At 73.1% G+C, this 5004-nt stretch carries 4 protein-coding genes, 1 pseudogene and 1 other annotated feature; of the genes and pseudogenes, 2 read left to right on the top strand and 3 right to left on the bottom strand.

What is annotated here, in order from left to right; translation table 11 throughout:
• Positions 1–77 precede the first annotated feature (77 nt).
• The 3 genes and pseudogenes from Q0789_RS16470 to Q0789_RS16460 all read right to left on the bottom strand — a co-directional run.
• Positions 78–853, bottom strand: a pseudogene (locus Q0789_RS16470) (IS3 family transposase); the annotation flags it as partial.
• Positions 437–554: a sequence feature (AL1L pseudoknot), on the bottom strand. (Overlaps the previous pseudogene by 118 nt.)
• Positions 854–959: 106 nt before the next feature.
• Positions 960–1577, bottom strand: coding sequence for a response regulator transcription factor (locus Q0789_RS16465; RefSeq protein WP_298807070.1), 618 nt, complete (start codon positions 1575–1577; stop codon positions 960–962).
• Positions 1577–2767 carry a sensor histidine kinase gene (locus tag Q0789_RS16460; RefSeq protein ID WP_298807069.1) on the bottom strand — a complete coding sequence of 397 codons (1191 nt, stop codon included), beginning with the start codon at positions 2765–2767 and terminating at the stop codon, positions 1577–1579. The genes Q0789_RS16465 and Q0789_RS16460 overlap by 1 nt, the downstream gene beginning before the upstream one ends.
• 150 nt (positions 2768–2917) lie before the next feature.
• Between Q0789_RS16460 and Q0789_RS16455 the strand changes: the two genes are divergently transcribed.
• Together Q0789_RS16455 and Q0789_RS16450 are read left to right on the top strand one after the other, a co-directional pair.
• The gene (locus Q0789_RS16455) at positions 2918–3994 is read left to right on the top strand and encodes an ABC transporter permease (protein WP_298807068.1); all 1077 of its coding nucleotides are present in this window, start codon (positions 2918–2920) and stop codon (positions 3992–3994) included.
• Positions 3991–4689 (top strand): ABC transporter ATP-binding protein, encoded by a 699-nt coding sequence (locus tag Q0789_RS16450; protein WP_298807067.1) that lies wholly within the window; start codon positions 3991–3993, stop codon positions 4687–4689. The genes Q0789_RS16455 and Q0789_RS16450 overlap by 4 nt, the downstream gene beginning before the upstream one ends.
• The last annotated feature ends 315 nt before the right edge of the window (positions 4690–5004 follow it).

Raw genomic sequence — 5004 nt, 5'->3', positions numbered from 1 at the left:
GATCGGCCAGCTGCTGACGTCGTCCCACCACACACCTCCACGATCACGAGGTGTTGCGACGACCGATTGACTCCGCCCTGCGCTCCGGCATCGGAGTGACACCGCAGCCCGGTCAGCTGGGTGCCACGCGACCACCGGGCGCGGTCGCGGTGAGGTCCCTCTGGACGAGGTCGGGGTGACGGGCCGCGCCCGAGTCGGCCTTCGTGGTCCGGACCCGCTTGGTGCGCCGCGCCCCTTCCATCCCGAGGACCCGCATCAACCGGGCGACCTGGTCGCGGCCGAGGTCCATGCCGGCGCGGCGGGCGGCCTTCCACAGCTTGCGGGCCCCGTAGACGCGGTAGTTGTCCTCCCACAACGCCCGCAGCGCCGGCCCGGTGAGCGCGTCGCGGCGGGCCCGCGCCGACGGCGGGCGGGCCTTAGCCGCGTAGTACGTGCTCGGCGCCACCTGCAGCACCCTGCAGATGGGCACGGGCCCCGAGCTCGTCCCGGTTGGCGTCGATGAAGGCGACTACCTCTTGTGCTGGCGGCCTGGCTCCGCCCCGAAGAAAGACGCCGCCCGCTTGAGGATCTCGTTCGCCCGCCGCAGCTCACGGTTCTCCTGCTCCAGCGCACGGACCCGGGCGGCCTCGTCGGTGCTCACCCCCGGGGCGCGGCCCTCGTCGATGTCGGCCTGACGCACCCACAGCCGCACCGACTCGGTGCCGTAGCCCAGCTGGCGGGCAACCCGGTGCACCGTGCCGTGCTCGGTGCCCAGCTCGGCCCGCAGCGTGCGGACCATCCGCACCGCCGCCTCCTTCTCCTGCTCGGAGTACCGCCGTGTCGTCGGCTTCCCCGCGGACTGCTCCTTCGGCATGGCCCCATCCTCGTTTCCAAGATCAGGAGCCTCCACCAGAGCCAGGGCGACTCACTTTCGTCTAACTCCCAGTGCGTTTGAACCTGGTAGGCGCGAGTTGCCGGGGTCAGATGATGTTGCGTCGGCGCGCGGCGGCGACGGCGGCGGTGCGTGAGCTGACGCCGAGCTTGGAGAAGACGTGCACGAGGTGGGACTTCACGGTGGCGTCGGTGATGTGCAGGCGGCCGGCGATGTCGTTGTTGGAGGCCCCGTCGGCCACGAGGGCCAGGACGTCGATCTCCCGTCGGGACAGGTTGGCCTGGGGTGAGCGCATGTGCGCCATGAGGCGTCCGGCGATGGAGGGGGCCAGGGCGCTTTCGCCGGCGGCGGCGGCGCGGACAGCTGCGACGAGGTCTTCGGGCGGTGCGTCCTTGAGCAGGTAGCCGCTGGCGCCTGCCTCGACCGCGCCGAGGATGTCTCCGTCGGTGTCGTAGTTGGTCAGGACGAGGACGTAGGGGGCGACCTGGAGCGCCCGCAGCGCCCGGGTGGCGTCGACGCCGGTGGCGCCCGGTCCGAACTGCAGGTCCATCAGGACGATGTCGGGGGCCAGGTCGCGGGCCAGGGCGATGGCCTGGTCGGGGGTAGAGGCTTCGGCGAGGACGGTGAGGTCGTCCTCGCTCTCGAGCAGGGCGCGGATCCCGGCGCGCACGACGGGGTGGTCGTCGGCGATGAGCAGGCGGATCATCACGGGCTCCGGTGCGTCGTGGGGAGGCTGACGGTCAGGGTCGTGCCGCGCCCTGGTGCGGAGTCGATGTCCAGCGTCCCTTCGAGCTGGGCCACCCGTGCGGTGATGGCGCGCAGCCCGAAGGAGTCCGAGGACGGGGCGGTGTGGCGGATCTCGGTGAGGTCGAAGCCGACGCCGTCGTCGGCGATGACCAGTCGTGTCTTCGCGGGTCCGGTCTGCAGGTGCACCCGGACCCGGGTGGCGTGTGCGTGCTGGGCGGCGTTGGCGACGGCGCCCTGGGTGATGCGCAGCAAGGCGGTTTGGACCTCCATCGGCAGGGGATGCTCATCGATGACCTGCACGTCGACCCGGGGCCCGTGGTCGGGGTGCTGTTCGTCGGTGGACATCCGTCGCAGTGCGGTGCCCAGGCCGTGGTCGAGGGAGGGCGGGGTCAGCTCGCGTACGAACCGGCGGGCCTCGGCGAGGTTGGCGGCGGCGGTCTCGCGGGCCAGTCGCACGTGCTGCAGGCCGGGTCGGTCCTGGTCCGCGCGTTCTGCGGCGTGCAGGAGCATCTGGATGCTGGACAGGCCCTGGGCGAGGGTGTCGTGGATCTCGCGCGCCAGGCGTGCTCGTTCGGTGAGGACTCCTTGCTCGCGCTCGGTCGCGGCCAGCTGGTCGCGGGTGGTGACGAGCTCGGTGAGCAGGGCCTCACGCTCGGCGGCCTCCCGGGCCAGGGCCTGGTAGCCCAGGCCGATCAGCAGGGCGACGCCGGCGGCGACGACCGGGCCGACGACCCCGGCGACGGTGAAGCGCTCGTGCAGCCCGAGGGCGACCACGGCGACCGCGGTCGCCATGAGCACGGCCAGCGGCCCGGTGGGGCGGGGCAGCACGTGCAGGTAGAGGAAGAACAACGGGAAGACGAGGTAGGCCGCCTCGGGGACGCGGGCGACCAGGGCGACCCACAGCAGGCTCAGGGCCAGCACCCACACCGCCGCCGCTGATGCTGGTGCTCGTCGTCGCGGGCCGACCGCCGCGACCTGGCCGCCGAGCACGTAGGTCAGGGCGAAGGCCGCGCACAGGGCGAGGGGCAGCGCGCGGGGCGGGTCGCCGAGGGCGACGTTGACCACGATTAGGGCCAGCAGTGCGGCGAAGAGCACGTGTAGGCCGGTGCGCAGGCCGACGAAGACGGGGGTGAGGGCGCTGTGTGCCATGGCGTGCTCACCGTAGGAGCGGGGACGGCCACCAGCCATCAACCGAAAGTCGGCCCGAAGGACCGACCTTCCCGGCGATGCCCGGGACAGGCCCTGACGGCCAGGCTCGAGCTGCGCCACGGAGACGCCGGGGCGCAGGAAGGATTCCCCGTGTTCGTCGCCTGGCGCGACCTGCGCTTCGCCCGCGGCCGTTTCGTGCTCATCGGCGCGGTCGTCGCGCTCATCACCCTGCTCGTCGGCTTCCTCGCCGGCCTGACCGGGGGCCTGGCCTCCCAGAACGTCTCCGCGGTGCTCGAGCTGCCCGGTGACCGGCTCGTGCTGCAGCAGCCGGCCGACGGCCGGCCCAGCTTCAGCGAGTCCACCCTGCAGGCGGGCACCGTCCAGATGTGGCGCGGGGCGCCCGGGGTCGACCAGGTGCTGCCGGTCGGGATCACCCAGACCCGCGCCGAGGCCGGGCGGACGTCCACGCCTGTCGCCGCGGTCGGCCTGCCCCGCAGCGGCGGCCCCGGTGCCGTCAGCGACCTCGCGCCCTCCCGCGACGGATCGGTGGGCCTGTCCGCGGACGCCGCCGACCAGCTCGGCGTCGGCGTCGGCGACCAGATCGGCATCACCGGCACGACCTACCAGGTCGCCGCCGTCGGCGGTGAGGCCTGGTACAGCCACACACCCGTGATCACCATGACCCCCGACGCGTGGACTGCAGCCGACGAGCGCGTCGGAGGAGACGGCGCCGCGACCGTCCTCGCCGTGTCCGGCGACCCCGACTGGGACGCCGTCGCCGAGACCACCGGCACCGCCGCCAAGACCCCGCTGGCCGCCCTGACCTCCCTGGAGACGTTCCGCTCCGAGGTCGGCTCACTCGGCCTGATGGTCGCGATGCTCTTCGGCATCTCCGCGCTCGTGGTCGGCGCCTTCTTCACCGTCTGGACCATGCAGCGCGCACGCGACGTCGCCGTCCTGAAGGCCCTGGGCGCCACCACCGCCTCCCTGGTCAAGGACGCCCTCGGGCAGGCCGCGGTCGTGCTGGCCGCCGGCATCGCCACCGGCATGGTCGCCGTCCTCGTTCTCGGCGCCCTCGCCGGCACCGCGCTGCCCTTCCTGCTCAGCCCCCTGACCACCGTCGTGCCCGCCGCTGCCATGGCCGTCCTCGGGCTCGCCGGCGCCGCCGTCGCGCTGCGCACCGTCACCTCCGCCGACCCCCTCACCGCTCTCGGGAGCGCCCAGTGATCACCCTCGACGACGTCACCCTCACCTTCCCCGACGGCGCCTCGCGGATCACCGCCGTCGACCACCTCACCCTGCTCGGGCGCCCCGGTGTCGTCACCGGGATCACCGGCCCCTCCGGGTCGGGCAAGTCGAGCATCCTGGCGATCGCCGCGACGCTCGTGCGCCCCGACTCCGGGCGCGTGCTCATCGGCGACGCCGACGCCACGACCCTCGACCGCGAAGAGGCGACCGCGCTGCGCCGGGAGCAGATCGGCATCGTCTTCCAGCAGGCCAACGTGCTGGCCTCCCTGACCGCCCGCGAGCAGCTTCAGGTCATGGGCGAGCTCGGCGGCCGCGCGACCGCAGCCCGACGCCGGGCGGTCCGCTCACGGGTGGACGAGCTCCTCGCCGCCGTCGGCCTGGCCGACCAGGCCCACAAGCGCCCCGCCCAGCTATCCGGTGGCCAGCGCCAGCGCGTGGCTATCGCCCGCGCCCTCGTCCACGACCCCCAAGTCCTGCTCGTCGACGAGCCCACCAGCGCCCTGGACCAGCAACGAGGAGCCGAGATCATGCAACTCATCGCCGACCTCACCCACGACCGCGCCACCGCCACGCTCCTGGTCACCCATGACCTGGTCCACCGCGACGCCCTCGACGACCTCGTCACCATCGTCGACGGCAAGCTCAACCACACCAACGCCCTCGCCACCGCATGAGACCAACGAAGCGGCACGTCTTCGATGACCTGGCGAAGGCCCGCACGAAGCGACAGCAGCGGCCCTTCGACCGGCGTTCAGATGGGAATCGGTTTTTGGGATGCTTGAAGGCAAGAGGCGGGGGCTCCTGCACAGCGACTGCAGCCCCGACTCCCGGGCCGGGCTCGAGCGGGCCGGGCTCGAGCGGGTCGGGGATGGTGCCCGTCACCACCACGACACCCACGGCTGGCGCCGCGGAGCGCCCTCCGGTGCGTGAGCCGACGACCACGTCCTCGGGCTGCTGACGCGGCGGGGCCGCCCGGTCCGCCCCCGGGA

Source organism: uncultured Pseudokineococcus sp. (genome assembly GCF_947499845.1).
Classification (GTDB): domain Bacteria; phylum Actinomycetota; class Actinomycetes; order Actinomycetales; family Quadrisphaeraceae; genus Pseudokineococcus.
This window is presented reverse-complemented; position numbering and strand designations above follow the sequence as displayed.

Bases quoted from the DNA above. Each gene is read 5' to 3' on its own strand.
- Q0789_RS16465 (WP_298807070.1), bottom strand. From the start codon at position 1,577: ATGATCCGCCTGCTCATCGCCGACGACCACCCCGTCGTGCGCGCCGGG.
- Q0789_RS16460 (WP_298807069.1), bottom strand. From the start codon at position 2,767: ATGGCACACAGCGCCCTCACCCCCGTCTTCGTCGGCCTGCGCACCGGC.